The sequence below is a fragment of the Pseudomonas sp. Je.1.5.c genome, from assembly GCF_051129895.1.
GTDB lineage: Bacteria > Pseudomonadota > Gammaproteobacteria > Pseudomonadales > Pseudomonadaceae > Aquipseudomonas > Aquipseudomonas urmiensis.
Genome location: NZ_JBCPSP010000050.1, coordinates 1 through 25,091, shown reverse-complemented (window position 1 = coordinate 25,091; position 25,091 = coordinate 1). Strand labels below are relative to the sequence as shown.

Genomic DNA, 25,091 nt, shown 5'->3' with positions numbered 1-25,091 from the left:
GAACTTGGAACCCGGCAGACCCGAAGGTCTCCCACGCACAGCCGCCATGGCACGAGGCTGCGGGCACAAAAAAAGCGCCTGCAATCGTGTGGGGCGCTGTTGCGCCAAGTTATCCGAGTCGCCAAACCCGGTCGCGGAATTTGCCGCGACCTCGCCAATTTAGACCTTGAGGCTGGGCGGGGCAAGGGGCAGTGGAGACAGAATCTTCCTCCAATGACGAAGGAAAAGGTGATCAGCCTTCCAACGCTTAACTCGCCATTTTTTCAGCGGACCAAGCTGCGAACCACTACAAATAGGACCGTTAGGCCCACGACCCCGGAAGCGATCAGCCAGCCTGAGGAAGCCATCGCGTGGAAAAAACTAGGGAAGAATGGCGTTTTCTCTAGCTTGACGAGTGCCAGGCAAAGCCATGGCATCAGGATGATGTAAAGCAAAGGAATGTAGACGACTGCCTGAAGGACTAGGGTCAGTCCGCCAGCCCAGTCATTCCAGTGACGAGGGTTAGACATGGTGTACTTCCTTTTCTTAACTAGGACTTGTGAATCGTCCGCTTCCTGAATGCCTCAGGCTCGATCATGGAGCCCGTAGCGTGAAGGAAAACGAGCCTAGCAGAAACGGCAAGGCCGCTCAAAATGGGGGTTGTGGGGTGCGAGATGATGTGGGTTTCTGAAAAGTTTAGAGCTGGTGCGGAGACAGGAGTCGAATCAATACACAAGCTACTGATTTTTTTATTAATTTCAATGAGACTAAAATTTTCTATCTCTAAAACTACCCCATGACACCTTATCGATAGTTTGCAGTCCAAAGACAACACCACTGAACGCGCAGTAATGGCCGTTTAACCATGGCAGCCCCTCATAACTTAACCGAAAACAAAGCGATCTGAAGGATGTTGTATCCAAGCATGTTTACCGTAACAGAACTGTATAACTAATCGTCACGCCACCCGGGTATTTAGTCACAAAAGCATCCATGCCAAAAATTTAGAAGCCACATCGCCAGGCAATGGTACTGAAGCCCCCTTAACCTACCATCATCAGTTGCTTGGCACATTGGCTTATAGGCACAAAGTCTCATTAAATCGTAATTATTTACACTTGTGAATCATACCTTAATCTGGCAGGTGCTGGTTGACATGCGCCCGGTGCTTCAGTAATAGTTCACTAATTCTTTAATGGGCAACCAGCACAAGGTCTTCACCAACACCTTGAATCGAAACTTTAACTGCCCCCCAAAAAACCACACCCCATGCAGACCGGCATTGAGCACATGCATATAATTATCGACTCAAACATAATACACAACAATTGGTTCCTTAGGTCAGCACCACTAAGACTGCTCATCCACTACATAAACAATGAAGGCTGCACACTGGTCATACCGAGAGTGGTAACACAAGAAGTCGACAATCTATACATGCGTTCACTCAATGATGCTATTCGAGACGTGGAGAATTCCAACAAGGCTCTTGAAAAAGTGGCACCAAGTATTAAGCTAGAGGCACCAAGGCTAGAGCAGCAAGAATCATATAGTCTAGAGTCCGTATTAAAAGCAAAAATTGAAGACCTCAAAATAGTTGAATACAAAAACATTTCTCACGAAGAAATGGCGCGTCGAGCTATTTTAAGGGTCAGGCCATTTCGCGAAAACGAAAAAGGATACAGGGACACTCTAATCTGGCTTTCGTTACTCGACCATCTGGAAAATAACAAAATCACAGAAGACGTATTCTTCATAACATCAAATACAAATGACTTCATGGGAAAAACCAAGGATCATTTCCACGACGACCTACAGAACGACATAGACGAAAAAAACCTTCAGTGCAAAATCCACCTAATTAGCTCCTTGAACGAATTCCTGAAAAACCACGTAAATTCTGACGAACATGCACTGGACCGACACAGAGACGATGAGGAATTCAGGGAGTATCTCGAAGAAAGCGCTATATCATACTTACAAAGTATGGACAGTAGTGTGCGCTCAGGCTTAAGCAAAGAGCTTTTCAGTCACACCGGAATACTTTCAAGCTGCAGCCCTTTGTCCGCTCACATCATGGAGGGACTAGAAGACTTCTTCTACATAGAAACAAAAGCGCTTGAAAATCATGAGGTATATGTTTCCTGCAAATTTGAACTGAGAATTACCGAGCTCATACTTGACATTACGACCAGAGAATTCGAAAACCATCGCGAGCTAATCACAGCTTGTGATGGCTTCTTCGAAGAAGAGCACAGCCACGAAATATCTACTATAAGCCTGTATATTAGACCTGGCTTTTTAGCCAGCTTTACATATAACCAGCTTACGAAAGAATGTAGCGGATTTTCAGTAGATCAATTTGCGCTAGTCAGAAGGGGACGCCCCCTATCAACAATGTTCGCACCCAACATTCAATAAAAAGCTTTCATGCGATACTAAAAGCACCTACAAGAAAACTGTAGGTGCTCAAATTAGCCTCACCCAAACTAAGACAACAATTCGACGCAACCGATTTTCGTAGAATCAACAACCACCTCATACTCCGGAGCTTGGCAAGCATAAAACACCAAACTTTTATTTACCGTAGTTCTAAACACCACACGCTCTTCTCTTTTGAACCAAGGCATGTGCTCATAACTTTGATACGCAAACCTCCGTGCCACAGCCTCTTCGGTGCTCCAAGATTGGCCATATCGTGACACCTCCCATTCTGAGATGCTTGCACCTCGATAAATTACTATTTCTCCTGGCAGCAGATTGATGCAATTGGGCTTAAGTTCACAATCCAAAATTATTTTTGGATACCACATCTCATTCTCTTGATACACCCATAAATCATGAAGTCCTCCAAGCGCATAGAGTCGAAAAGCATGCCTAAACGCATCAAGAATATCCCTAGCACCTTGATCACATATTCTACCTTGTAAAAAAATGGCGCACTTGTTGATTCTCTCCACTACTTCATGAGAACCTGACACAAGTTGAGAATCAGCAAGGACATCAAGCTGACATGTGCGAATCGCCTTCACACAAAAAGAAACAAACTCTTCAATTCCTGCCCTATACCCAGATAAAAAAACCTCACTCAGTTTTTCCTCAACATGAGAGACCGAAATCTTCATACGTTCAGATAGAAACCTACACTCCTCATCTGAAAGCATAACCCCTCCAAAATATAACTTAATGTTTAGCGCGATAGTTTTCTTAGCTAGTGAATCACAACCAAACTAACACCACGGGAAACGAGAATTATCAAAATCAGGAAACCTCCCCTATTCGCCACATTACTCAAGCGTTACTAAATAGTCACACCCCCGAGAGCTTTATTAAAGCGAAGCTTCTAGCATTTCATTAATCATCTCTTGAACAGAGTGTCTAGACGCCCCTTTCACCAAAATACCATTTTTATACTCTAGCCCTATACCAAAAAACTTGAAAACATCACCGAGGCGGGGTTGATCTGAATGAATTTTCTTAGGACCTTTAAAGAAAGCCCCACCACTCATACCTTTAAGTGAGTAACCTTTCTGTTTGAATCCTTCGTGCTCGTATTCTACATTTTCATTTACATGTTTTCCGACCACTTCCCTTTCTGATTCTGACTCAAATTCAACGCCGAGTAAGAGAAAATTAGCATGCTCCCATTTTTTAAGACCATCAACCCCTTCCGAAAGGTACTCTCTAATTTTTTCTGACGAAGATTTACTACTATGTATGCTTTGTATAGCTTTTTTCTTCGGAAAACCTATCCACCCGAAATCATCAACAAACTCGGTAGTTGATTCATGATCAAGATCAAAATAATTTTTGTACTCAAACTCATTAGTTGCACATATACACAAATCCCTCTCCCGACAGATCTTATAAAAATAAGATACATCCGACAGCGACATAAAGCTTCCGTCCGTCTTAAGAGCTCCTATCTCACTCAATTGATCTTCCCGCAAAGTAAGAGCATGCGCTGCAAACACACAAAAATACAGCTCTTTAATTTTCACAAATGTCATAGTAGAGGAAAATTCGTATCCCCCTCGCCCGTCTTTACGATACAGCGGATAAATATGCCGCTGCGCCTGCAAAGAAAACTCGTCAACCCGAAATTTACCGCTCATATTTAAAACCTTATTCCAACATCGCTATTATATTGCTATTTTTAGAACACATTTACCACTAACAAAACTGCTAACCAGCCATCAGCCATCAGCCATCAGCCATCAGCCATCAGCCATCAGCCATCAGCCATCAGCCCATAACATTTCGCACCCTAATTAATCTGAATACATAAGAAGGGGACAGATTTATTTTTACCGTAGGTTCGAGTGAACATCACAACCCTCAAGAGAGCGACTCGAACATCGCCTCTTGACGTCCGTTGACGCGGGGCAGGCTCAAAATTTATGTTTCATCAACGAGCGTCACAAAAAATAAATCTGTCCCCTTTTACTGAGCGAAGAAAACAAATCCAAACATCCTGATTTGGAAGTGCATAAGCACAAAAAAGGTGACTGCCCTTGAAAGTAGTGAGAGGGGCGAGTTACTGAAGATAGACCGCGTCTAGACGTACAGCGACGGTCATACCACGACCGTCGCTGTACGTGGGCTCTGAACGGGAACAGCCCTTCACGCGTCCTGCTCAGGTTCTGGATCACGCGCGGCCCTTTTGAGCGACTGGATCAGGCGCTTGAAGCCCTTGGTTTGAGCAAACTTTTTGTAGAGAGCCGGGGTGATTTCTGAAAGTTTGGCAACAGCTTCCCCCATCGTATTCCTGAGTTCTGTCGAGTACCTGAACGCCGCTATCTGCTCGGCCTTCGCATCGAAGAGTTTGGCCAAGTCTGGAAGGCTGTCGGGGTTGCGGCTCAGGTACGCCAGGAACAGGACGATCCGTTGAACCTCTTGCGGATTAGACGGCTGAACATCCGGGATGAGATGGCCATATTTCGATAGCGGGATTGCGAAATCGTCAGGCTCCACCGACTCCGCGAAGAGCATCGCTCTCAATCGGATACCGATGACGTCACGCTGCTGGGCATCAAGCAACTTGAGCAGCGAATCCATCATGGCGTACTGGGCCGCTCCCCACGGCGAAGTCACGGTACCGTTCGCGAGGGAGTTGAGCACGTCGATCAAGGCATCGCCGACGGCTGCAATCGACTGTATGGGCTCTTCATTGCCCACGATCCCATTCAGGATTGCCTGGTGTTGTTTAGCCCCTGCCGAGATGATCTGTACCCACTCATCACGAGTCCGCTCATCACTCGTGAGCTGCTTGAGTAGATCCGCCCGAGTTTTCGGCAGCACATTTTCATCCGCCTCCATGACGACACTGATCAATCGGACGTCCGCCTTCAGAGCGTCCTTGGAGGCTTCTGCAATATGAACGTCCCAAGCTGTGAGCCAAGCCGCGACATCGGCCTCAGCAAGGCCAACCTTCGAAAGCGCCTGGGTAATCACGCTGAATTCAGTAGTTAACCTGTCGCAGTTCAGGGGCCCAATGCGCTCCTCTCGAATCAAGTAAGCCAGGTAGGTGGCAACCGACTCACCCACTTGGGCGTCGGCTACCAATTGGAACAAGGCACCTGTGGTAAGCGATGCGTTCGCCAAGGCCCGGAAGACTGACGACTCGAAGACACCATCCAGATCATCGAGCTTGGCGAGCGAATCGGCGTCGGCTTGCCGAATGTACGTCACTGCCGCCACCGCCTTAATCAGCGGACTGGCATTGTTCGCCATCAACGTTGTAATCGCAGTGCCGATGACCTGGTCGACATTCGCAGCCAAACCAAGTCCCAGCACCGCGCTCTCTACTTCCCCAGCAGCACCTGTGGATTTCGCCAGAATGGCCACGTCACCAGCCGAGATACCACCGGTAATAACGCCGCCGAATTTGCGCTCCCCGTACAACCATTCAAGCGCGGGCACGACGCAATCGGTCGGCAACACCGCTACCCCCATCTGGTGGTCGGCACAGCTGACCAACTGCGCGTGTGCATCTGGAAGTCCCACGTTCGCGAAGGTAAACCCACTGGCCTTGATCACGTTCAGATGGGCAATATCAGGCAGCAGGTGCATCACATACTCGGAACGCTTAACAACGACCGCTTCAAACTCCAGCCCTAGCGCTTGGAGGTAATAGTCGTATTCCTGCATGAGATCCCAGGCCGGCGTCAGTTGCTCAGGATCGAACGCAGCGTTCAGAATTTTCTGCAGGCCGGTTTTCAGCTGGCCGCCATGACTACTCAGTAACCGCCCCTTCAACCCATGGCCTCTGCAATACCGCACGGCTTCGTAGAACTCCTCAGTTCCCGCTTTCGATTCGCCGAACAGTTCAAGTTGCGCGCTATTGATCAGTTGCAGGAGAGGCTCAATCCAGTCGCCTTCACGCGCCTGATTTGCCTGGGAAATGGTTGGCAGCAGAGAAGCCAGCGAAGGACGCTGGGATAGAAGGCGCTTCATGGCGTCAGAGAAGCCGAACAGTGAAGTAAGTTCGCCCAACGCGTCATGATCCTCGTTGGCAAAGGCTTCTGCCAATGGCGTGTCCAAGAGCTCGGCGATCGCAATATCACCCGTAGTCAGATAATGAATCTGCAGGAACTGGATCTGCCACCCGGTCTCCATGGAATCGCCAAGGGTGCCACCCAGCAGGTTTTTAGTGTCCTTTACCAGCTCAGTTTGCTCCTCCCCAATTTCTTTCTGATAAGTTTCCGAGAAACCATCCGTGCGCAGTATCTCCACCAGCGAAAGGTCGGCATATTTGCAGAGCAGAAGATGGCTGGCGATAGCCAGGAGGCTGATCTCCTCCCCCACCACTAATGCTGTCGTGGCGATATCGTTGATGAATTTCTTCTGTAGCCGGGGCGTGACCAGGTTGTTGGCCATAGGGCTGTGGCGCTGCAGCAGTTGTGCGCACTGCTCGATGACGTTCCCGTCAACATCCTGGAAGCTATGGTTCCACAACTGACGGAAGCCATCTTTCCATCCCGAGGTGATGATGGGTGGCGAACGGAAAACCACCGGAAATTTTTTCGCTATGAAGTCCCTGGCATCGTACCGTCGATCACCGTCTGCCTTCAGGTATTCCGCCACCTTGTTTGAGCAAAACGGAACGATTACCGTCAGATTCGCAGCCTTTGTAGCAACCTCAATAAAGATCTCCAGGTCGCTCCACACCGACCGCAGGCTGTCCTTTGGCAAGCGATCGAGGTTGTCTAGGATGATGACAAAACGCTTGTCTTCAACCACCTTCAGCTGTTCGAGAAGCGTCTTCTTTAGATCAAGGGGCGTCACCTCCTTGCCAACCTCAATCTTTTCCTCAATATGATCGTCACTAGAGCCTTTAAATAGACTCAGAAGGCTCCATTTCTGGGCGCAGACCCGCACCTTCCTATGGCAAAACTTGGCAGCGCTAAGGATCAGGACAGGGCTCAAAAGAGAAAAAAGGTGCACCGCAATCAGCCACCAAAACGGGTCTTGCAACGTGTTGGTAAGCGCGGCGGCTTCGGGCGACGTCCCTGTGATGGTCGCATGAGAGCTACGCGAAAGTGCAAAAAGCTCCCGGAATGACGTGGCGGCGAAAAACAGGCTGGCGACCAGTGCCAAGGCCCAGGCACTGACCCGGCTCGTTGTTCGTTTGTTGTACTCGAACAAGCGTCCGAGGGCCCGATCGCGAGAGGCTTTCAGGGTCTCCGCAGCCCTGCTGACATGAGGTACTTCTTTGAGCACCTCATCGGTGAAAAGCTCGATGAAATTGCTCTTCGTCGATCCCTGGTAATTCTGCTCGCAGTCGAAAAACCAGACCCTGAAATCAGAATCAGCAGCCGTCAACTTTGTCTTCAGCATGCTCAGAATGGAGCTCTTACCGGAGCCAAACTCACCATCCAGGCCCACAACCTTTGAGGGCCCGTCACTCAGCAAATGACCGTGGATTGCGCTCGCCACCTTGTCATGGCTACCACCGGGGAACACGTCCTGAGTTGCAGGGTGTTCAGTATGGAAATTGATCAACCGCATAGAAGTCCTTTTATGCCATCCCTGCGCGTTGTGTCATTCCCGTGTGCAGAGAATGTCGCTGGAGCCCGATTGCCCCTAACCAAGCGATTACATCGCAGATGACGCCCGCCCTTTAAAACCACCATATGTAGTTATGATCCAGCCATAAACCACAAGATAGTGACATATTACATAGATGGCAAGCTGCCATAAAACGACACTATTGCGATCCGGAGGGCGTCCTTTGGTTGTAGGATTTTGCGTCCAACAACACCCATGCAGGTAACCACGTCGCGCAGATACGCCGCCTAGTCGGCCAACACTTTCCGATCAATCTGTCGTGCATCATTGATACCGGGCCCCTGGTCGGAGCGACGCCACTTCACAAACGCCAACCACCGGTCACAGTGCGCCTTGACCGTGTCGTAATGACGGCCGCCGAACATGTATCTCAGCGCTTGCGGCCCTGCGTAGCTCTATCGCCTGCCGTAATCGAAATTACGACCATCGCGTCTACCCACCAATGCCATGTCGATCACCTCATCGTCCGCTCTCCGATCCTCGCCCCACGTCATCCCGCCAAGAATGTTGAGTGTTATCAGGGATCAAGGCCCCTGCGACCTGTGGGGAATGTCCACTACGCGGGACTGGCGGCTCCTTACGACCGGGAGCAAGGGCATCTCATGATCTGGCCTCCTGAGCACCGTTACCGGTGGGCGGGTGGAGGCAGCATTGGCTGACGAGACCAGTGCCTGAAGATCCTGAGCCAAGTGCAAGCAGCAATGCGATGACCGGGGCATGCCTGACTGTCAGTCAGGTGCAGTCCATTCCCTGGTCTGCGGCACCATCATCTACAGCGCTGTTGCTGGTGACATCGGCGTTTGTCACGCCGATTGTCACGAGGGGGATTGCCGCAAAGCCATGTGCGATCAGGGCTGCAGCAGTGGTAGAAGTGCCCGTCTCTTTCCAGAGAAAGAGACGGGCACAGGTTGGCGCAGGATTCGGCCAAGCGGATAGGTTGCTGCAGGGCAGCGAGGTACGGTGTGTCTGGCGCACGAGCGCTATATGTGTAAGAGCATTCATCACATGGGTAGTGACCGGGCGAGCTGCCGAATGCTAATCGCCCTTGGGTAGAACCACCGCGAGAGCGGCGTGGCCTTGAAGGTTCGGGCCACCTGGGGTGCTGTCATCGACAGCGCTTGCACGGCCAGTTCTACGCCTGTGGATAAACCCGGTCAAGGGTCGAAACTCAGCGATATTGGGCATGTGAGAAGCGGCTATCCACCGGTGGAATTCCGTGGCAAATCCCGGATAACGTCGTGGCTTTTAGCTTTTCAAAGTGAGGTCCATCCAAACAGGGCGGCTTTGCAGCCCTGTTTGGATGGACCCGTGTAAAAGAGCAGCCCGCGCCGATCTCGCAGGCTCACCCGCGATTGAATGCGCCATGGCCATTTGGCAAGGCTGTGACGTTGTCGCCTACCGGATGGGCAAACTCACACGGAGTGACATGGCCCGATCTGTTGGCATCGATGTAGTTACTCCACCACGCCATGATCAACCGACGCTGCTCCAGAAATTGGGCCTTGTGGATGTAAGCGGCGCGCACGCGGTTACGCTCCTGATGACTCATCTGCCGCTCAATCGCCGCGTCCGTCCACAGCCCTGATTCGAGCAAGGCACTACAAGCCATGGTCCTGAAGCCATGCCCACACACGTCCTTGGTGGTGTCGTACCCCGTATTGCGCAGCACCTGGTTAACCGTATTCTCCGACAAGGGTTTCCAGTACCTGTGGTCACCGGGCAACACGAGTTCAGAGAAGCGATTCAAGTTGCGCAGCCGTTCAAGGATTTCGATCACTTGAGGCGACAGCGGCACTATCTGAATGTCCCCACTCATCTTGGTCCCGCGTGTGGAATAGCGGACGCCTTCAATCGGCTTGCGGGTATCGGGGATCTCCCACATCGCCCGTTGGAGGTCGAATTCATCCCACCGGGCGAAGCGCAGTTCGCTGGAGCGCACGAACACATGCAGCGTCAGTAGCACTGCGAGCCGGGTCAGTTCGCGACCGGTATAGTTGTCGATTCGATCCAACAGTTCAGGAAGGCGGTTTAGCGAAAGTGCGGGACGGTGCAGGGTGCGCGGCGCTTGAATCGAGCCGGCCAGATCGAGCGCCGGGTTTTGAGTGATCTGCCGCGCCCGCTTCGCACCTCGCATGATCGTGGAGAGATAGTTCTGCACACGCAGCGCTACATCCATGGTGCCGCGATCCTTGATCCGCTGGGTGACCTCAAGGAGATCATGGGTGTCGAGTTCAGCGATAGGCCGCTGGCCGATTAGTGGAAACACATGGGTACGCAACCTGCTCAGCACCGTCTTGGCGTGGCCCTCAGTCCAGCGCCGGGACATTTCGACGTGCCACTCCAAAGCGACGGTTTCAAACAGAAGACTCGCACGCTGGGCAGCGATCTTGGCCTTCTGCTTCTCTTCCATCGGATCAAGGTTGTCGAGCAACAGCGCCTTGGCCTCATCGCGCTTGGTCCTCGCAACGGCCAACGAAACGATGGGGTACTTGCCGATGATCAGCGTGCCTTCCTTGCCGTTGGGTTTGAAATACCGCAGCCGCCAAGTCTTCGAGCCTGGGCGCGACGTACAGGTACATACCCCCGCCGTCGAACAGTTTGTAGGCGCGATCACGCGGTTTTGCCGTGCGGCATTTGAGGTCGCTGAGCGGAATGGCTAGGCGTGGCATAGGGGTACGTTCTCCATGCAGGAAAGACGCTGTACCCCAAAAATACCCCCGGTTATTGGGGATTTTGTTGGTTCCCGACGGAGGGTCGTGGAAACGAAAAACCGGCCAGAAGGCCGGTTTAGAGGGCTTCCAAAGCATTCAGCGGAATGCAGTGGAGCTGGATGTGGTGCCGGAGACAGGAATCGAACCTGCGACCTTCGCGTTACGAGTGCGCTGCTCTACCGACTGAGCTACACCGGCGTGTTGCGCAACGTACCACTGCCGTGGCGGTTTCGCAAACTGCTGGTTTTTTGTCAGATATTGGTGAGTGCTGGGGGCCTCATCGCGGGGCAAGCCCGCTCCTACAGCGGGCTGGATGACCGGGGGTTAGCCGGCTTTGCAGCCGCTTGGGGCCAGGTCTTCTTCGATGTTGGTGGTGCAGGTCCAGCCGCTGGCGGCGCGGGTCAGGGTCAGGGTTTTGCCCATCACGCTGGCCGGGCCGTCGGCCAAGGTGCAGGTGATGGCGCCGGTGCCATTTGCAGCTGTGCCTTGGGCAGTGATTGCGCAATGTGCGGTGGCGGGTTGGCCGCCGAGGGCCGCTACATCCGTCACGTCCTTGCCTTCGTTCAGGCGCAGGTCCATTGCGGTCTTGAGGGCTGAAATTTCTAGCAGGCCGGCGGCGGCTTTGGTCCGCGATTGGTGGTTGGTGTACATCGGCACGGCGATGGTGGCGAGGATGCCGATGATCGCGACGACGATCATCAGTTCGATCAGGGTGATGCCTTGTTGGCCTTTCATGAACGCGTTTCCTTGTTGATTCGGCTGAGCCTTCATCCACTGTTGGACGCCAGGCTGGCAGGCGCGCAGTAGGCCTCATCAGACACCTTTTGTCACCCCTGCCCGGCTGGACGTCATGTTCGCTGAACTACTCTAGTGACCATCAGGGAAACCCGCCCACGCAGGGGCACGGCAAGCTGTTACCGGGCTTGTCGCACGTACAGCAAGGAGCTTAGCTATGCGCCAAACAACACGGCTTTACGCCTGGCAAGGCATCGATGCCAACGGCATGCGGGTCACGGGCCAAAGTGAGGGGCGCAGCCCGGCGTTGGTGCGCGCGGGGTTGCTGCGTCAGGGCATCAGTAATGCGCGCTTGCGCCCGGCGGGCGGGCTGGGCTGGCGGTTGCCGGCACGGCGGGAGAAGGCGGATGCGGCGGGGTTCAGTCGGCAGTTGGCGACCTTGCTCAAGGCGGGGGTGCCGCTGCTGCAGGCGTTCGAGGTGATGGGGCGTAGTGGGGGCGATGAGAGTCTGGGCAAGCTGCTGACGCGATTGAAACAGGATGTGGCGGCGGGCATCGGGCTGGCCGATGCATTGCAGCGCCAGCCGGGGTGGTTCGATCGGTTGTACTGCAATCTGGTGCGGGTGGGTGAGCAGTCGGGCACGCTCGATGGCCAGCTGGAACAGCTGGCAGACATGCTGGAGCAGCGCCAGGCGCTGCAGCGAAGGGTGCGTAAGGCGATGCTCTATCCGGCGCTGCTGTTGCTGACGGGCTTGGGCGTGTCGGCGCTGTTGCTGCTGGAGGTGGTGCCGCGCTTTGAGGGGCTGTTTGCCAGTTTCGGCAAGGCGCTGCCGGTGTTTACCCAGTGGGTGATCGATTTATCCACAGGCTTTGGGCTGCATGGGCCTTGGCTGGTGGTGGTTTTGCTTTTGCTCGGTGTAGGTGTGCGCCAGCTGTATCGGCGCCATGCCGGGGCGCGCTTGTGGATATCTCGCCGGGCGCTGGCTATTCCGGTGCTTGGGCGGTTGCTGGGGCATGCGGCGATGGCGCGTTTTGCACGCAGTTTGGGCACCGCTTATGCGGCGGGGGTGCCGCTGTTGGATGCATTGGGCACGGTGGCGGCGGCGAGTGGCGCCAGCGTGCATGAGCAGGCGATTTTGCGGCTGCGCCAGGGCATGGCCAATGGGCAGGGGCTGCATCAGGCGATGGCGGGGGAGCGGTTATTTGCGCCGCTGTTGGTGCAGTTGACGATGATTGGTGAGTCCAGCGGCACGCTCGACCAGATGCTGGGCAAAGCGGCCAGCCATTATGAGGAACAGGTCAGCCAGGCGCTCGACCAGTTGACCGGCCTGCTGGAGCCAGCCATCGTGCTGATCCTTGGCCTCCTGGTGGGTGGCCTGGTGGTTGCCATGTACCTGCCAATCTTCCAGTTGGGTAGTTTGATCTGAACATGAATCTGTGGACTTTCCTGGCTGTGCAGCCGGTTTACTTCTTGGTGTTGGCCACGGTGCTGGGGCTGCTGGTGGGCAGCTTTCTCAATGTGCTGGTGCATCGTTTGCCGATCATGCTCGAGCGCCAGTGGCAGCGTGAGGCGCAGGAGGTGCTCGACCTGCCCTTGGTCGAGCATGAGCGCTTCAACCTGTCTTTGCCCGCCTCGCACTGCCCGCACTGTGGGCATCGGATTCGACCGTGGGAGAACATTCCGCTGTTGAGTTACCTGTTGCTGCGCGGGCGCTGCTCGGCGTGCAAGGGGGCGATCAGTGCGCGCTATCCGTTGGTGGAGCTGGCGTGTGCGGGGCTTTCGCTGGTGGTGGCGTGGCACTTTGGGCCGGGGGTGCAGGCGCTGGCGGCGCTGCTGCTGACCTGGTGTTTGCTGGCGTTGAGCTTGATCGATGCTGAGCAGCAGATCCTGCCGGATGTGCTGGTGCTGCCCATGGTGTGGGTCGGGCTGATCGTCAACGCCTTCGGCGTGTTTGTGGCGCTGGATGCAGCGCTTTGGGGCGCGGTGCTGGGGTATTTGAGCCTGTGGAGCGTTTATTGGCTGTTCAAGCTGGTGACCGGCAAGGAGGGCATGGGCTATGGCGACTTCAAGCTGCTGGCGCTGATCGGCGCCTGGGGTGGCTGGCAGGTATTGCCGGTGACGCTGGTGCTGTCGTCGGTGGTGGGGGCGCTGATTGGCTTGTGTTTGCTGCGTTTGCGTAAGGCTTCGTTGGGCACGGCGATGCCTTTTGGTCCGTATCTGGCCATTGCGGGGTGGATTGCCGTGCTCTGGGGTGATGAAATGTACGCCTCATACCTGCAACTGCTTGGATTCTGATGACCACTGCGGCATTTACCCCTTGGATACTGGGCCTGACCGGCGGCATCGGCAGTGGCAAGAGCGCCGCTGCCGAGCGCTTCGTGGAGCTGGGTGTGCACCTGGTCGACGCCGATCAGGCGGCGCGCTGGGTGGTCGAGCCGGGCCGGCCGGCGTTGGCCAGCATCGTCGAGCGCTTTGGCGCGGGCGTGTTGCTGGACGACGGGCAGCTGGATCGCTCGGCCTTGCGCCAGCTGATCTTTGCCGACCCAAGCCAGCGGCGCTGGCTTGAACAGCTGCTGCATCCGCTGATTGGTCAGGAGATTTTCAGTTACCTGGCCAAGGCCGAGTCGCCATATGCGGTGTATGTGTCGCCGCTGCTGATCGAGTCGGGGCAGTACCAGAAGACCCAGCGCGTGCTGGTGATCGATGCGCCGCCAGAATTGCAGGTGCAGCGTACCTTGCTGCGCGATAACACCAGCGCTGAACAGGTGCAGGCGATTCTGGCGGCGCAGTTGGCGCGCGAGGAACGTTTGCGCCATGCCGATGATGTGGTGGTCAATGACCGCGACCTGGCCGGGTTGCACGAGCAGATTGACCGCCTGCACCACTTTTACCTGACTTTACGAGGAGGCCAGCCATGAGCCAGCCGTTGTCCGTTGATTGCCCGACCTGTGGCGCACCTGTGGAATGGAGCGCGAAGAGCCCGAACCGGCCGTTTTGCTCGGACCGTTGCAAGCTGATCGACCTGGGGGCGTGGGCGGCTGAGGAGCATAAGATCCCGGTGGCGCCTGAGGCTGAGGATGACTTGTATTCGGGGGATCTGGAACCGCGGCATTGATGGGTGGTGGGTCAGTTATGGCCCTATCGCGGGGCAAGCCCGCTCCCACGATAAGCCAAGCGCGCAATGCGTGGGAGAGGGCTCCCACGATGAGCCAAGCGCGTAATGCGTGGGAGCGGGCTTGCCCCGCGATAGGGCCGGCACGTCTCAGGCGTCATCCTTCCACGGCGCCTGCAGATAACGGGTACGGTTAAAGGTCTCCAACCACTCAGGGCAAAACACCACCAAGGCGCTGACCACCATCCCATTGATAAACGCCTCAGGAAAGATGATCAGCCACAGGTAACCGACAAAGTCCGTCAGCCACTCGGGCATGGCAAACCGCCCATCCAGCCACAACAACCCCATCGCCGCCAGCAGGCACAGCAGCGCCGACAACGCCGCGGCAAAGAACCCCGAACAGAAGATATAAACGAACAGGTTACGCGGCTGCGCGCGCTCGACCAGGATGGCGCACACCTCGGTGATCAATACCGGCAGGCCAATGATCAACAGGCCGTTGACCCCAAGTGCCGCCAGATCCTGGCGCCCCAGCGCCATCAGCCCGAGCTGGGCGAAAAACCCTCCAAGAATCGCCAGCGGCCAATCCAGCAACAGGGTCACTGCCGTCATGCCAATAAAGTGATAAGACACCCCGGTATCGAAATCGCGCCTGACCAGCCACAAGGCAAACAGGGCGAACACCGTGCCGAACAGCAGATGCTGGCGGCGCCGATCGGTGAACAGCTCAACCCAGCGCGTGCGCGACACCGCCCAGAGCAGTAGCGGAACGTAAGCCACCCAGCCCAGGGTCAGGCTGGTGGTGGACAGGACTTGTGCGCTGATCACCTTGACCTCACTCCCCTTTCAGACAGCTTCGAGTCTACACCCTGGGCCGATTCCTACCGGCAAACAACACCTTACCGTCACAGATTAGCGGCTAAGCTTGTGCACATGGATGACTCAGACTACCTGCGCCTGCTTACCATCCAGGCCGAACAAGCCAATGCGTTCCTGTCCAATGCCCGCAAATGGGAACGCGAGCGTTGGGTGTGCCAGCGCCTGCTGCAAGGGCTGAACATTCCCTACCGCAACGAAGACTTCACCCCGGCCGGGCAAGAACCACCCGATGTGCTGTTTCGCGATGCGGCGTTCGAGGTGTTTTTCGTGCTCGATGAAGGCCGTCGGCTCAATGACGAATGGCGCGAGGAGCTGCAGCGCCGGCGCAGTGCGTTTTCCCTGAGCCAGCTGGTGCGCCGCGAGGCGCGGCCCCGGCGGATCAGCGCCCAGGAGCTGCTGGTACGCCTGGCGCCGACCTTGCGCAAGAAGGCGCACAACTACCGGGAACGGGGCCTGGAGCTGAACGAGCTGGATATCATCGCTTTTGCCAGCCTCAAGCGTGAGGTGCTGGATTTGAACAGCCACTTTCCGCCGCCCACCGAATATTTGCGCCAGGGCTGGCGTTCGTTGTCGTTGGTCGGGCCGACCTTCGCCCGGGTGCTGTTCGCCCACCCGGATGCGCCGGATTTCCTGCGCGGCAACTTGGGGCGCAGTATTGTGTTCGATGTCGGTATCAGTCTTTGATCCAGTGCCGAGAGTCTTTGCAATGGCGTACACTCGGCGCCAGAGATAGAAAGCATTATCATTCGTTATCAAGACCCTGCGCGAACCCTGTAGCCTTTGCGCAGTCACATGCGTCTACCTGACGAGGCCCACCATGACCAGTCGCCTGAATCCTGAAGATCAGCGTCGCGTCGATGAGTATCTCAAAGCCCCTCAGCATCAAGTTGAGCGCAAGCCGTTTCGGCCATTGCTGCTCCTGGCGCTGGTGGTTGGGGTGACCATTGGTCTGGGCCTGTTGAGTCGCCTGCTGAGTGGACTGGTGCTATGAGCTGCCTTGCGCTCGCCCTCCGCTCGCCGACGGCGCCGCCCCTTGGGGGCACGAATTCGTTAAACCTTATGAGATATTTCCATGACTCATCGCATCGTGATTGTCGGCGGCGGCGCCGGCGGCCTGGAACTGGCGACCCGCCTGGGTAAAAGCCTGGGCAAGCGCAACAAGGCCGAGATCACCCTGGTCGACGCCAACCTGACGCACATCTGGAAGCCGCTGCTGCACGAAGTGGCCGCCGGCTCGCTGAACTCCTCGGAAGACGAACTGAACTACGTGGCCCAGGCCAAGTGGAACCACTTCAATTTCCAGCTGGGGCGCATGAGCGGCCTGGATCGCGAGAGCAAGCAGATCCAATTGGCGGCGACCCTCGATGAAGACGGCCGCGAGCTGCTGCCTGCGCGCACCCTGGGCTACGACAGCCTGGTGATCGCCGTGGGCAGCAACACCAACGACTTCGGCACCCTGGGCGCGGCGCAGCATTGCCTGTTCCTGGATACCCGCAAGCAGGCCGAGCGCTTCCACCAGCAGCTGCTCAATCACTACCTGCGCGCTCATGCCGGCGACGTGGCGAGCGAGAAGATCAGCGTGGCGATCGTCGGCGCTGGCGCCACCGGTGTCGAGCTGGCGGCAGAGCTGCATCACGCTGCGCACGAGCTGGCGGCGTATGGCCTGGACAAGATTCAGCCCAAGGACATGCACATCACCATCATCGAGGCCGGCCCACGGGTGCTGCCGGCATTGCCTGAGCGGATCAGCGTGCCGGTGCACAAGACCCTGGAGAAACTGGGCATCACCGTGATGACCAATTCTTCGGTCAGTGAAGTGACTGAAGATGGTTTGAAAACCGCCAGTGGCGATGTGATCCAGGCGAGCCTCAAGGTGTGGGCGGCGGGCATTCGCGCGCCGGGCTTCTTGAAGGATATCGATGGGCTGGAGACCAACCGGATCAATCAGCTGGTGGTACGCCCTACGCTGCAGACCACGCTGGATGACGATATCTTCGCCTTTGGCGATTGTGCCGCCTGCCCGCAGCCGGGCAGCGATCGCAACGTGCCGCCCCGTGCACAGGCGGCGCACCAGCAGGCCTCGATGTTGGTGAAGAGCTTCCAGGCGCGGCTTGAGGGTAAGGCGCTGCCGACTTATGCGTACAAGGATTACGGCTCGCTGGTGTCGCTGTCGCGGTTCTCGGCGGTGGGTAACCTGATGGGCAACCTGACCGGTAGCGTGATGCTCGAAGGCTGGTTGGCGCGGATGTTCTATGTGTCGCTGTATCGGATGCACCAGATGGCGCTGTATGGGACGTTCCGTACCTTGATGCTGATGCTCGGCAGCCGAATTGGGCGTGGGACTGAGCCGCGCCTGAAGTTGCACTGATCGTTTGAGATTTTGGGGCCGCTGTGCGGCCCTTCGCGGGCAAGCCCGCTCCCACAGGGATTTGCGCTGTACCTGTGGGAGCGGGCTTGTCGGGGCGCCGAACCGCCGCGATGGGCCGCTGTGCGGCCCCAAAAACTACTTAACGACGCGATAGGTGCTCTGCACAAAGCCGCTCTCAAAACTGGTCGTACGCAGGTGCTGCAACTGCACATCCCGCGCCAGCTCGCCAAACAGCGCAATGCCGCGCCCAAGCAACACCGGGATATGGGTAATGGTCAGCTCATCCACCCGCCCCTCGCGCAAAAAGCCCTGAATCAACTTTCCGCCATCCAGGTACAGGCTCTTCGCCCCAGTAGCCGTCAGATGCTCGAGCAAGGCTGGAATCGGCCCCGGATGCAGCTCGATGCCCTCCCCCAACCCAGCAGGCAGCGCCTTGAGCGTTTCGCTCAGCACCACCACACGCTTGTTCGGATACGGCCACTCGCCAAAGGTCAGCACCTTGTCGAACGTGCCACGCCCCATCACCAGGGTGTCGACGCTGGCCATGAACGCCCCATAGCCATGATCATCACTGGAGCTGGTAGCGCCCATCAGCCAGTCGAGGCTGCCGTCTTCGCGGGCAATGAAGCCATCCAGGCTGGTGGCGATGAAAACGCTGGCTTTCAATGGCATGGGCTCGCTCCTTCGGTTGAATACGAAGGCTAGCAAGAGAGGCGGGATAAAATCGAGGCAAAAGAAAAAGGGCATCTCAGTCGAGATGCCCTTTTTACATGGTGGGTCGTGTAGGATTCGAACCTACGACCAATTGGTTAAAAGCCAACTGCTCTACCAACTGAGCTAACGACCCTGAAAATGGTCGGGGTGAGGGGATTCGAACTCCTGACATCCTGCTCCCAAAGCAGGCGCGCTACCGGACTGCGCTACACCCCGAGATTGGCTCCGCGACCTGGACTCGAACCAGGGACCCAATGATTAACAGTCATTTGCTCTACCGACTGAGCTATCGCGGAACTGAACTTCGGTACATCTTTACAGCTTCGAAGTCTGTGTTAGCTTCGATCTCTTTGGCTATCCGCTTTCGCGTTGTCGCTGCTGAGGCCGGCTATTCTACATTCTTCGTTTTGCTTGTCAACCACTTTTTTTCATTCAACTTACTGATTTCTAAGTTGTTTTGCGATCACCGATGTTGCTGGTGATTCGCTTAGTGCCTGACAGCGGGGCGTATATTAGGGGCACTCGAATTTTGATGCAAGCAAAAATTTCAAAATTTTCAGCAAGTTATCAAGAAAGGTGGTGAGGCCCAGGTTTTTCGGGGGTTGGGCGGACTTCATCGCGGGGCAAGCCCGCTCCCACGCACCCCAGACACGCGCACAGACACGCGCCGTAAATGGCTGTGAGAAGCTTCGTGGGAGCGGGCTTGCCCCGCGATGAGGCCGGCAAAGGCACAAAATATTTTCCAAAACACAAAAAAAAGCCCCGCTTTCGCGGGGCTTTTTTTTAGGCAAAGACGATTTCGTCGCCTTCGACCTTGGCGGTAATCGCCGAACCTGGCAAAAACTCGCCTGCCAGGATCAACTGCGCCAGCGGGTTTTCGATCCAGCGCTGGATCGCACGCTTCAGTGGCCGTGCGCCGTACACCGGGTCGTAACCGACGGCGATCAGCTTGTCGGTCGCCTCTGGGCTCAGGCTCAAGCTCAACTCGCGTTCGGCCAGGCGGCTGCGCAGGCGGCCGAGCTGGATTTCGGTAATGCCGGCGATCTGTTCGCGGCCCAACGGCTCGAACACCACCACTTCGTCGATGCGGTTGATGAACTCCGGACGGAAGTGGTTACCCACCGCATCCATCACCGCCGCACGCTGCGCCTCACGATCACCGACCAGCTCCTGGATCTGCGCCGAGCCCAGGTTGGAGGTCATCACGATCACCGTATTGCGGAAGTCCACCGTGCGACCGTGGCTGTCGGTCAGGCGACCGTCTTCAAGCACTTGCAGCAGCACGTTGAATACATCCGGGTGAGCCTTCTCGACCTCATCCAGCAGCACCACGGCATACGGCTTGCGGCGCACGGCTTCGGTCAGGTAGCCGCCCTCTTCGTAACCGACGTAGCCTGGTGGTGCACCGATCAGGCGAGCCACGGAGTGTTTCTCCATGAACTCGGACATGTCGATACGCACCATCGCCTCTTCAGTGTCGAACAGGAACTCGGCCAAGGCCTTGCACAGTTCGGTCTTACCGACACCGGTCGGGCCAAGGAACAGGAACGAGCCACTTGGCCGATTCGGGTCGGACAGCCCGGCACGCGAACGGCGCACCGCGTTGGCCACGGCAGTGACCGCTTCGTTCTGGCCGATCACCCGTTGGTGCAGCAGCTCTTCCATCTTCAGCAGCTTCTCGCGCTCGCCTTCGAGCATTTTCGCGACGGGGATGCCGGTCCACTTGGAGACCACTTCGGCGATCTCTTCTTCGGTCACCTTGTTACGCAGCAGCTGGTTCTCGGTCTTGCCGTGCTGGTCGACCATCTGCAGGCTGCGCTCCAGGTCCGGGATCACCCCGTACTGCAGTTCGGCCATGCGGCTCAGGTCGCCTTTGCGGCGAGCGGCTTCCAGCTCCTGACGGGCCTGCTCGATCTTTTGCTGGATCTGCGCAGAGCCCTGTACTTCGGCTTTCTCCGAAGCCCAGATCTCTTCGAGGTCGGAGTATTCGCGCTCCAGGCGCTCGATTTCTTCGGTGAGCTTCTCGAGGCGTTTCTTGGCGGCCTCGTCTTCTTCTTTCTTCAGTGCCTGCGATTCGACCTTGAGCTGGATCAGGCGACGGTCGAGGCGATCGAGCACTTCCGGCTTGGAGTCGATTTCCATGCGGATGCGGCTGGCCGCTTCGTCGATCAGGTCGATGGCCTTGTCCGGCAGCTGGCGATCGGTGATGTAGCGGTGGCTGAGCTTGGCCGCTGCGATGATCGCGCCGTCGGTGATGGCCACCTTGTGGTGCACTTCATAACGCTCTTTCAGGCCGCGCAGGATGGCGATGGTGTCTTCCTCGCTCGGCTCTTCGACCAGCACCTTCTGGAAGCGCCGCTCAAGGGCTGCGTCCTTCTCGATGAACTGGCGGTACTCGTTGAGCGTGGTAGCACCCACGCAGTGCAGCTCGCCACGGGCCAGGGCCGGCTTGAGCATGTTGCCAGCATCCATGGCGCCCTCGCCTTTACCGGCGCCGACCATGGTGTGCAGCTCGTCGATGAACAGGATGATCTGGCCTTCCTGCTTGGACAGCTCGTTGAGCAGGCCTTTGAGGCGCTCTTCGAACTCACCGCGGTACTTGGCACCAGCGATCAGCGCCCCCATATCCAGGGCCAGCAGGCGTTTGCCTTTGAGGCCGTCGGGCACTTCGCCGTTGATGATGCGCTGGGCCAGGCCTTCGGCGATGGCGGTTTTACCCACGCCAGGCTCACCGATCAGCACTGGGTTGTTCTTGGTGCGGCGTTGCAGCACCTGCACGGTACGGCGGATCTCGTCGTCACGGCCAATCACCGGGTCGAGCTTGCCTTCTTCGGCGCGCTTGGTCAGGTCGACGGTGTACTTGTCCAGGGCCTGGCGCGACTCTTCGGCGTTGGCGTCATTGACCGCCGCGCCGCCGCGCAGGTTGTTGATGGCGTTCTCCAGAGCTTTTTTGCTCACGCCCTGGCCGAGCAGCAGTTTGCCGACCTTGCTGTTTTCATCCATGGCGGCGAGCAGCACCAGCTCGCTGGAGATGAACTGGTCGCCCTTCTGCTGGGCCAGGCGGTCAGCCTGGTTGAGCAGGCGCGCCAGGTCCTGCGACATGTTCACGTCGCCGGTGGGGTTCTGGATTTTCGGCAGTTGGTCGAGCTCTTTGCTCAACGCCGTGCGCAGGCTGTTGACGTCGAAGCCAACCTGCATCAGCAGCGGCTTGATCGAGCCGCCTTGCTGGTCGATCAGCGCCTGCAACAGGTGCAGAGGCTCGATGGCCGGATGGTCCATGCCAACGGCCAGGGATTGGGAATCAGATAACGCTAATTGCAGCTTGCTGGTTAAACGGTCTATTCGCATGGGGATACCTTCCTATAAGGGCAGGCCGGAGCGATGGATACACCTGATGAAGAAACCTGCCTGAGATAACCAGTAGATTGGGTTGATTGTGCAAGATTCAAGCGTAGCGGGATTGACTGGAGTCAGTCAGGACGTTTCCACGGGCACCGCACAGATGCACAAATGCCGTAGGCGCGGCGTTCAGGAGGTTGCGCCGGCGAGCCACACCAGAGAAGCGAAACGCCCGCCTTGCGGCGTACGTCGATAAGAGAAGAAACGCGGATCGCTGACCGTGCAGAAACCACCGCCATAAACAGCAGTGACGCCACGCGCCGCCAGGCGAATACGCGCCAGCTCATAGATGTCGGCCATCAACTTGCCAGGACGCTCACCTGGCACGAAGGCCCGCGCTGCCTCGGGATGCACCGCAGTGAAGGCATCACGCACTTCCAGCCCGACCTCGAACGCCTGCGGGCCAATCGCCGGGCCGAGCCAGACCAGCACCTGGTCAGCAGGCACTTGCAGGCGATCGAGCGTGGCTTCCAGCACACCCCCGGCCAATCCGCGCCAGCCAGCGTGGGCCGCGGCCACGCGGGTGCCGGCGCGATCGCAGAACAACGCAGGCAGGCAATCGGCAGTCATCACGGTGCAGGCGATACCGGCTTGATCGGTCCAGCTGGCATCGGCTTCGGCAACTATCGCCGGATCGGCATCCGCCACCACCAAACCATGTACCTGCTTGAGCCAGGCCGGCTGGATGGCGAATTGATCGCTCAGGCGACGACGGTTCTTGGCAACCGCTGCCGGGTCATCGCCCACATGGTCGCCAAGATTGAGGCTTTCATAAGGAGGCAGGCTCACCCCGCCCTCACGGGTAGTGACGCAGGCGTGCACCGTGGCCGGGGCCGGCCAGTCGGGGCGCAACAACTGCGTCAGACCGTTCATCCGATAAAGCTGCCGCGGTCGTCTTGCAGCAGGGTCAGCAGCTCGACGAAGTCATCCGGCAGCGGCGACTCCCACTTCATCACCTGCCCGGTGGTGGGGTGCTTCAAGGCCAGGAAGCGTGCATGCAGGGCCTGACGCGGGAAGTGCTTGAGCGCTTGGACCATGTCCTGGTCGGCCGCCGGTGGAATGCGGAAGCGTCCACCATAAGTCTGGTCACCGACCAGCGGGAAGCCGACGTGGGCCATGTGCACACGAATCTGGTGGGTACGGCCGGTTTCCAGCTTGACCCGCACATGGGTGTGCGAACGGAAACGCTCAAGCACGCGATAGTGGCTGACCGCAGGCTTGCCGCCTTCGGTGACCGCCATGCGCTGGCGCGCGCCGCCGTGGCGACCGATGGGGGCGTCGATCTTGCCGCCGGAGGTGACCACGCCAATCACGATGCACTCATAGATGCGGCTGACCGTACGGCTCTGCAGCTGCTCGACCAGTTTGGTCTGCGCTTGCAGGGTCTTGGCCACCACCATCAGGCCGGTGGTGTCTTTGTCCAGGCGGTGGACAATGCCCGCACGCGGCACGTTGACGATATCCGGCACGTGGTGCAGCAGGGCATTGAGCAGGGTGCCATCGGCGTGGCCAGCCGCCGGGTGCACCACCAAGCCTGCCGGCTTGTTGATCACCAGGATCTGCTCGTCTTCGTAAACGATGTCCAGTTCGATGTCCTGGGCGATCCACTCGCCCTGGGCTTCCTGTTCGGCTTCAAGGGCCAGAACGGAGCCACCATGGACGATGTCGCGGGGACGAACGACCTGGCCATCGACCGTCAGGCGGCCATCTTTGATCCAGGAGGACAGGCGCGAACGCGAGTACTCGGCGAACAGTTGGGCGGCGACCTGGTCGAGGCGTTGACCGCCCAGTTCGGACGGCACCTCTGCGCTAAGTTGAATGATCTCGGACATGCTCGATTCGGCGGGCGCACAGCCTTTGGTTTCAACTGCGCGCTTGTGGTTAAATACGGCTTCTTTTGCCCCGGGGTTAGGCCGGGGGCGCTCATCATAACAGGACGGCACCGCCCAAGACAGCGGCCGTCAAAGGACGCAAGCCGCCATGCAAGTGAAACACCTGCTGCTGATCGCCATCCTCGGGCTCACCGCTGCCTGTTCCTCGAACAAGGAAGTGATTGACGAGAACCTCAGCGAAGCCGAGTTGTACCAGCAGGCGCAGGCCGACCTGGACAACAAGAGCTACACCAGCGCCGTGAACAAACTCAAGGCCCTGGAATCGCGCTACCCGTTCGGCCGCTACGCCGACCAGGCCCAGCTCGAGCTGATCTACGCCAACTACAAGAACTCGGAGCCAGAGGCGGCCAAGTCGTCTGCCGAGCGCTTCATTCGTCTGCACCCGCAGCACCCGAACGTCGACTACGCCTATTATCTGAAAGGCCTGACCTCGTTCGACCAGGACCGCGGCCTGCTGGCGCGCTTCCTGCCGCTGGACATGACCAAGCGTGACCCAGGCGCTGCCCGCGACTCGTACAACGAGTTCGCCCAGCTCACCAGCCGCTTCCCCAACAGCCGCTACGCGCCGGACGCCAAGCAGCGCATGATCTACCTGCGCAACCTGCTGGCCTCCTACGAAATCCACGTTGCCGACTACTACCTGAGCCGCCAGGCATATGTAGCCGCCGCCAACCGTGGCCGCTACGTGGTCGAGAACTTCCAGGAAACCCCATCGGTCGGCGACGGCCTGGCGGTGATGGTCGAGTCTTACCAGCGCCTGCACCTGGACGAGCTGGCTGCCACCAGCCTGGAAACCCTCAAGCTCAACTACCCGAACCACCCAAGCCTGGTCGATGGCAACTTCGAGCCTAAGCAGGACGAGGCTGATGGCCGTTCGTGGCTGTCCAAGGCCACCCTGGGCCTGATCGAGACCGAAACCCCGCTGCCGCCGGGTGAAACCCGCGCCAACCAGGACGTGGTCCGTCAGTTCAAGGATGCCCGTTCGGAAATGCCGCAAGACTTGCTGCCCAAAGACGAGAACGGCGACCCGATCCTGCCGGAAGGTCCGAAAGAAGCCGAGAAAGGCCGCTCCTGGTTCAGCTACGCGACCTTTGGTCTGTTCGACTGATTCAGTGCAGCAGCAGAAAGGGAGGCCCAGGCCTAATGCTGTTCACTTAAGGCCCTTGTCGCCTGCTTTGGGGCCGCTTTGCGCCCCTTCGCGGGCAAGCCCGCTCCCACAGGTGTAGCGC

19 protein-coding genes, 4 tRNA genes and 2 pseudogenes are annotated in these 25,091 nt (G+C 57.4%); 9 read left to right on the top strand and 16 right to left on the bottom strand.

The features are described 5' to 3' along the window. Window positions 1-263: 263 nt before the first annotated feature. Entirely contained in the window at window positions 264-509 is a 246-nt protein-coding gene (locus tag AAZU54_RS24320; RefSeq protein WP_264237163.1) for a hypothetical protein, read from the bottom strand. Window positions 510-1,248: 739 nt separating this feature from the next. Here AAZU54_RS24320 and AAZU54_RS24315 point away from each other — a divergent pair. Next, the gene (locus AAZU54_RS24315) at window positions 1,249-2,400 is read left to right on the top strand and encodes a PIN domain-containing protein (protein ID WP_434727767.1); all 1,152 of its coding nucleotides are present in this window, start codon (window positions 1,249-1,251) and stop codon (window positions 2,398-2,400) included. A gap of 68 nt (window positions 2,401-2,468) precedes the next feature. Here AAZU54_RS24315 and AAZU54_RS24310 read toward each other — a convergent pair whose 3' ends face one another. The 7 genes and pseudogenes from AAZU54_RS24310 to AAZU54_RS24280 form a co-directional block, all read right to left on the bottom strand. Next, window positions 2,469-3,143 carry a hypothetical protein gene (locus AAZU54_RS24310; protein WP_434727766.1) on the bottom strand — a complete coding sequence of 225 codons (675 nt, stop codon included), beginning with the start codon at window positions 3,141-3,143 and terminating at the stop codon, window positions 2,469-2,471. Window positions 3,144-3,308: 165 nt separating this feature from the next. Further along, complete coding sequence (locus AAZU54_RS24305) at window positions 3,309-4,094, bottom strand: hypothetical protein (RefSeq protein ID WP_434727765.1); 786 nt, start codon at window positions 4,092-4,094, stop codon at window positions 3,309-3,311. A 508-nt stretch (window positions 4,095-4,602) separates the two neighbouring features. After that, on the bottom strand, window positions 4,603-7,989 hold the full coding sequence (locus AAZU54_RS24300; RefSeq protein WP_434727764.1) for a P-loop NTPase fold protein: 3,387 nt from the start codon (window positions 7,987-7,989) through the stop codon (window positions 4,603-4,605). Window positions 7,990-8,279: 290 nt separating this feature from the next. Continuing rightward, window positions 8,280-8,498, bottom strand: a pseudogene (locus AAZU54_RS24295) (integrase domain-containing protein); the annotation flags it as partial. A gap of 893 nt (window positions 8,499-9,391) precedes the next feature. Then, window positions 9,392-10,718: pseudogene (locus AAZU54_RS24290) on the bottom strand (tyrosine-type recombinase/integrase). Window positions 10,719-10,882: 164 nt separating this feature from the next. After that, window positions 10,883-10,958: transfer RNA gene (locus AAZU54_RS24285), tRNA-Thr, on the bottom strand. Between the two features lie 126 nt (window positions 10,959-11,084). Beyond that, window positions 11,085-11,495 (bottom strand): pilin, encoded by a 411-nt coding sequence (locus tag AAZU54_RS24280; protein WP_368973385.1) that lies wholly within the window; start codon window positions 11,493-11,495, stop codon window positions 11,085-11,087. Between the two features lie 217 nt (window positions 11,496-11,712). Between AAZU54_RS24280 and AAZU54_RS24275 the strand changes: the two genes are divergently transcribed. Genes AAZU54_RS24275 through yacG form a run of 4 tightly spaced genes read left to right on the top strand, consistent with a single transcriptional unit; the run spans window position 11,713 to window position 14,610 of the window. Continuing rightward, window positions 11,713-12,921 (top strand): type II secretion system F family protein, encoded by a 1,209-nt coding sequence (locus AAZU54_RS24275; protein ID WP_434727763.1) that lies wholly within the window; start codon window positions 11,713-11,715, stop codon window positions 12,919-12,921. 2 nt (window positions 12,922-12,923) lie between these two features. After that, window positions 12,924-13,790: a prepilin peptidase gene (locus AAZU54_RS24270; RefSeq protein ID WP_434727762.1), complete on the top strand. Its 867-nt coding sequence runs from the start codon at window positions 12,924-12,926 to the stop codon at window positions 13,788-13,790. Continuing rightward, window positions 13,790-14,413 (top strand): dephospho-CoA kinase, encoded by a 624-nt coding sequence (coaE, locus tag AAZU54_RS24265; RefSeq protein ID WP_186553695.1) that lies wholly within the window; start codon window positions 13,790-13,792, stop codon window positions 14,411-14,413. Before AAZU54_RS24270 ends, coaE begins: the two co-directional genes overlap by 1 nt. Continuing rightward, complete coding sequence (gene yacG, locus AAZU54_RS24260; RefSeq protein WP_186553694.1) at window positions 14,410-14,610, top strand: DNA gyrase inhibitor YacG; 201 nt, start codon at window positions 14,410-14,412, stop codon at window positions 14,608-14,610. The genes coaE and yacG overlap by 4 nt, the downstream gene beginning before the upstream one ends. A gap of 147 nt (window positions 14,611-14,757) precedes the next feature. On the opposite strand, the gene AAZU54_RS24255 is transcribed toward yacG, so the two are convergent. Next, window positions 14,758-15,438 (bottom strand): energy-coupling factor ABC transporter permease, encoded by a 681-nt coding sequence (locus tag AAZU54_RS24255; protein WP_392464084.1) that lies wholly within the window; start codon window positions 15,436-15,438, stop codon window positions 14,758-14,760. 105 nt (window positions 15,439-15,543) lie between these two features. Between AAZU54_RS24255 and AAZU54_RS24250 the strand changes: the two genes are divergently transcribed. From AAZU54_RS24250 to AAZU54_RS24240, 3 genes are all read left to right on the top strand, one after another. Continuing rightward, entirely contained in the window at window positions 15,544-16,173 is a 630-nt protein-coding gene (locus AAZU54_RS24250) for a DUF1780 domain-containing protein (RefSeq protein ID WP_119138311.1), read from the top strand. A gap of 133 nt (window positions 16,174-16,306) precedes the next feature. After that, entirely contained in the window at window positions 16,307-16,480 is a 174-nt protein-coding gene (locus AAZU54_RS24245; protein ID WP_186553692.1) for a DUF3094 family protein, read from the top strand. A gap of 81 nt (window positions 16,481-16,561) precedes the next feature. Beyond that, window positions 16,562-17,857, top strand: coding sequence for an NAD(P)/FAD-dependent oxidoreductase (locus AAZU54_RS24240; protein WP_312155790.1), 1,296 nt, complete (start codon window positions 16,562-16,564; stop codon window positions 17,855-17,857). 135 nt (window positions 17,858-17,992) lie between these two features. Here AAZU54_RS24240 and AAZU54_RS24235 read toward each other — a convergent pair whose 3' ends face one another. The 7 genes from AAZU54_RS24235 to rluD form a co-directional block, all read right to left on the bottom strand. Then, window positions 17,993-18,529 carry a dihydrofolate reductase family protein gene (locus tag AAZU54_RS24235; RefSeq protein ID WP_186553690.1) on the bottom strand — a complete coding sequence of 179 codons (537 nt, stop codon included), beginning with the start codon at window positions 18,527-18,529 and terminating at the stop codon, window positions 17,993-17,995. A gap of 99 nt (window positions 18,530-18,628) precedes the next feature. After that, window positions 18,629-18,704: transfer RNA gene (locus AAZU54_RS24230), tRNA-Lys, on the bottom strand. A 6-nt stretch (window positions 18,705-18,710) separates the two neighbouring features. Then, window positions 18,711-18,787 (bottom strand) — tRNA-Pro (locus AAZU54_RS24225). 4 nt (window positions 18,788-18,791) lie between these two features. Next, a tRNA-Asn gene (locus tag AAZU54_RS24220) sits at window positions 18,792-18,867 on the bottom strand. 487 nt (window positions 18,868-19,354) lie between these two features. Then, complete coding sequence (gene clpB / locus AAZU54_RS24215) at window positions 19,355-21,919, bottom strand: ATP-dependent chaperone ClpB (protein ID WP_186553689.1); 2,565 nt, start codon at window positions 21,917-21,919, stop codon at window positions 19,355-19,357. A gap of 180 nt (window positions 21,920-22,099) precedes the next feature. Next, window positions 22,100-22,843, bottom strand: coding sequence for a peptidoglycan editing factor PgeF (gene pgeF, locus AAZU54_RS24210; protein ID WP_434727761.1), 744 nt, complete (start codon window positions 22,841-22,843; stop codon window positions 22,100-22,102). Next, window positions 22,840-23,802, bottom strand: coding sequence for a 23S rRNA pseudouridine(1911/1915/1917) synthase RluD (gene rluD / locus AAZU54_RS24205; protein ID WP_186553687.1), 963 nt, complete (start codon window positions 23,800-23,802; stop codon window positions 22,840-22,842). Before rluD ends, pgeF begins: the two co-directional genes overlap by 4 nt. 148 nt (window positions 23,803-23,950) lie before the next feature. On the opposite strand from rluD, the gene AAZU54_RS24200 reads away from it, so the two are divergent. Continuing rightward, window positions 23,951-24,970 (top strand): outer membrane protein assembly factor BamD, encoded by a 1,020-nt coding sequence (locus AAZU54_RS24200; RefSeq protein WP_186553686.1) that lies wholly within the window; start codon window positions 23,951-23,953, stop codon window positions 24,968-24,970. Window positions 24,971-25,091: the final 121 nt, after the last annotated feature.

Bases quoted from the DNA above. Each gene is read 5' to 3' on its own strand.
- AAZU54_RS24320 (WP_264237163.1), bottom strand. From the start codon at position 509: ATGTCTAACCCTCGTCACTGGAATGACTGGGCTGGCGGACTGACCCTA.
- AAZU54_RS24315 (WP_434727767.1), top strand. From the start codon at position 1,249: ATGCAGACCGGCATTGAGCACATGCATATAATTATCGACTCAAACATA.
- AAZU54_RS24310 (WP_434727766.1), bottom strand. From the start codon at position 3,143: ATGCTTTCAGATGAGGAGTGTAGGTTTCTATCTGAACGTATGAAGATT.
- AAZU54_RS24305 (WP_434727765.1), bottom strand. From the start codon at position 4,094: ATGAGCGGTAAATTTCGGGTTGACGAGTTTTCTTTGCAGGCGCAGCGG.
- AAZU54_RS24300 (WP_434727764.1), bottom strand. From the start codon at position 7,989: ATGCGGTTGATCAATTTCCATACTGAACACCCTGCAACTCAGGACGTG.
- AAZU54_RS24280 (WP_368973385.1), bottom strand. From the start codon at position 11,495: ATGAAAGGCCAACAAGGCATCACCCTGATCGAACTGATGATCGTCGTC.
- AAZU54_RS24275 (WP_434727763.1), top strand. From the start codon at position 11,713: ATGCGCCAAACAACACGGCTTTACGCCTGGCAAGGCATCGATGCCAAC.
- AAZU54_RS24270 (WP_434727762.1), top strand. From the start codon at position 12,924: ATGAATCTGTGGACTTTCCTGGCTGTGCAGCCGGTTTACTTCTTGGTG.
- coaE (WP_186553695.1), top strand. From the start codon at position 13,790: ATGACCACTGCGGCATTTACCCCTTGGATACTGGGCCTGACCGGCGGC.
- yacG (WP_186553694.1), top strand. From the start codon at position 14,410: ATGAGCCAGCCGTTGTCCGTTGATTGCCCGACCTGTGGCGCACCTGTG.
- AAZU54_RS24250 (WP_119138311.1), top strand. From the start codon at position 15,544: ATGGATGACTCAGACTACCTGCGCCTGCTTACCATCCAGGCCGAACAA.
- AAZU54_RS24245 (WP_186553692.1), top strand. From the start codon at position 16,307: ATGACCAGTCGCCTGAATCCTGAAGATCAGCGTCGCGTCGATGAGTAT.
- AAZU54_RS24240 (WP_312155790.1), top strand. From the start codon at position 16,562: ATGACTCATCGCATCGTGATTGTCGGCGGCGGCGCCGGCGGCCTGGAA.
- AAZU54_RS24235 (WP_186553690.1), bottom strand. From the start codon at position 18,529: ATGCCATTGAAAGCCAGCGTTTTCATCGCCACCAGCCTGGATGGCTTC.
- clpB (WP_186553689.1), bottom strand. From the start codon at position 21,919: ATGCGAATAGACCGTTTAACCAGCAAGCTGCAATTAGCGTTATCTGAT.
- pgeF (WP_434727761.1), bottom strand. From the start codon at position 22,843: ATGAACGGTCTGACGCAGTTGTTGCGCCCCGACTGGCCGGCCCCGGCC.
- rluD (WP_186553687.1), bottom strand. From the start codon at position 23,802: ATGTCCGAGATCATTCAACTTAGCGCAGAGGTGCCGTCCGAACTGGGC.
- AAZU54_RS24200 (WP_186553686.1), top strand. From the start codon at position 23,951: ATGCAAGTGAAACACCTGCTGCTGATCGCCATCCTCGGGCTCACCGCT.